At 57.7% G+C, this 2,315-nt stretch carries 2 protein-coding genes; one reads left to right on the top strand and one right to left on the bottom strand.

Annotation, left to right across the window (positions count from 1 at the left end; translation table 11 throughout):
* On the bottom strand, positions 1 to 1,028 hold a 1,028-nt coding region (locus AC5JLB_RS29440), incomplete at its 3' end, for a DUF4214 domain-containing protein (RefSeq protein ID WP_495877372.1).
* 429 nt (positions 1,029 to 1,457) lie between these two features.
* Here AC5JLB_RS29440 and AC5JLB_RS29435 point away from each other — a divergent pair.
* Positions 1,458 to 2,252, top strand: a complete 795-nt coding sequence (locus AC5JLB_RS29435; RefSeq protein ID WP_495877371.1) for a SapC family protein — start codon at positions 1,458 to 1,460, stop codon at positions 2,250 to 2,252.
* The last annotated feature ends 63 nt before the right edge of the window (positions 2,253 to 2,315 follow it).

Raw genomic sequence — 2,315 nt, 5'->3', positions numbered from 1 at the left:
CTGAAAGACGAGAAGTCGATGGTTTCGTTGACATTTTGGTTAGAGCCGTCAGCAATAACAGCCGAGGCCTGTGCTACTGCTTCGGCATTTGCTCCAAGCACTGCATTATCAGTGTCGCGCAGAACGAAGCTATAGTTACCGCCGTTGGTGGCTCCCGCAATCAATTCTGCGTCGTCGACTTCCTGCTCTCCGAAGTTGGTGCCGTTCGCATCAGTCAGAGTGTAGCTTTGCGCGGCATTGAGTTGAGCGTTGTTCGCATCGTTGTCCAGCTCATCGAAGGTGTCGGTGAGAGTGTAACTGAAAGTATAACCAGCCGAGTTGTTCGCTGCGGCAATCACGGGCGGAACTTCGTCCTCAAGCTCGTCAACGGTGAGGTCCGCCACGATATTGGGGTCAAGCGCGAAATTTGCAGGCAGGTTGCCAGGGTAACGATCGACAGCCTGCTCAAGGCTCAGCACCAGACCCACGTTGCCGCCGTCGGTACCACCACCGCCGGGCTGCTCCGGTTCTTGTCCTTGGTCAGGAAGCAAGAGTTCGATAGCAGCATCCGCTTCGGCTTGCGTAGCGGGATCGTCAGCTTCCACATCAGCGATGTAAGCCCGACCGATTGCGGCAGCGGCGTTGCCGACATATGCAGCCTTCTCAACGTCCAGGTCTAGGCTGGCAGTGAAGAGATCAGCAGCTGCAAGCTTGGCATTAACGATAGCCAGGTCTTCGTTCTTGGCAGCTTCAAGGATGGCGATGGCGATATTGTTGATGTTCAAACGACCTGCAGCGAGCTCGGTCAGGAAGAAGGTCATCCCACCTGGTTCAGCATCGCGCTCGAAAAGGCTCTGGTAGATCGAGTTCACGATCTGCTCATTGGTCTGGCCAGCGAAGCGGGTCTGATACTCCGCAGTGTTCGCCAAGTCGCCGATAGCGTTCAGGTTTGCACCATTGTTGGTGACACCGTTGAAATAAGCCAAGCCAGCCGGGTCGGCGGGGCGGCCAAACAGAGCGAGATAAACGCCCTGGATCGTAACAGCCATTCTAGTTCTCCCTAATGCGCACGATCGCGCTACGCAGGTTACTGCGGTCAGGCTGTTTTAGCGCCGAGCCAACGGTTAATCAATCGTAAAGGCTGACGTGGTTAAGACGGGAGCATCACGTTTATTGTTAGGGATACGTATTTCTACCATAGATCACGCTGAAACAAATTGTTCAGAATCCGTTCATCTTTTGCCAGCAAGCAACTTCGCGCCAACGTCTTTCGCAGCCACACGACCGCCCCGTGACTGCCGCAATCATCGCATTTTCAGCGGCAGAGCACTTGTTCTTTACATTACTCGCATAAGCGACCCTTCTGACTGAAAATTCTGAAACATAGCCGTTCACCGTCCATTCAGTCACGTAGCCGCTCCTGTGCTGGACCTTCGCTTGGGACTATGGTTCAACCCACACCTATGGAGGATAAAAGAATGTCCAGCATCGTCGCCGTAAGTCAGGAGCGCCACGGCAACCAATTTTGGAGGGGCTTTCAAGGTTTCAGCTTTGCCGCCGAAACCCATGCCGTACCGCTTTCCGCCCAGGAGATCGGCCACGCCGCCCGCACCCTGCCGCTCGGCTTCGTCCAGAGCCCGCAAGGGCCGGTGCTCGTCGCGCTCCTGGGCCTCAGGCCCGGGCAGAACCTTTTTGTCGCCCCCGATGGCCGCTGGCTCGGCGGCTATGTGCCCGCGGCCCTGCGTGGCTACCCGTTCCGCCTGGGGCAGACGGCCGACAAGCCCGACAACTTCACCCTGGCGGTCGACGAGGGGAGCATGCTGGTGGGCACCGACCCCATCGGCGGCACCCCGTTCTTCGAGAACGGCGCCCCGCATCCGCGCACCAAGCAGATGCTCGATTTCCTCATCCATGTTCGCAACGGCGCCGCCACCACCGCCCGAGCTACGAAACTTCTGGCAGATGCCGGCCTGCTCCAGCCCTGGGGGATCACCATTGAGGTCGATTCACAAAGGCAGCCCGTCAATGGTATCAGTATGGTAGCGGAATCGGCTCTCCAAGCTAAGGATGGCGAGGCCTTCCTGGCGCTCCGAACCGCCTTGCCGATCGCCTATGCGCAGCTCATCAGCATGCAAAATCTGCCGATCCTGGAACGGCTTAGCAAGCTCCACGCCGCCCACGCCGAGAAAAAGGCGCAGGCCGAGAAGGAGCTCTTCACCCCGGCCATGGAAGACGAGAAATTCGACTGGAAAGCCTTATTCCAGGACGACTGAGCGCCAGTGCATAAGTATTTTGTCGAGCGTTTGCTCGATCGGGATGCGCGGTTCCCAACCGAG

Source organism: Myxacorys chilensis (genome assembly GCF_059505265.1).
This window is presented reverse-complemented; position numbering and strand designations above follow the sequence as displayed.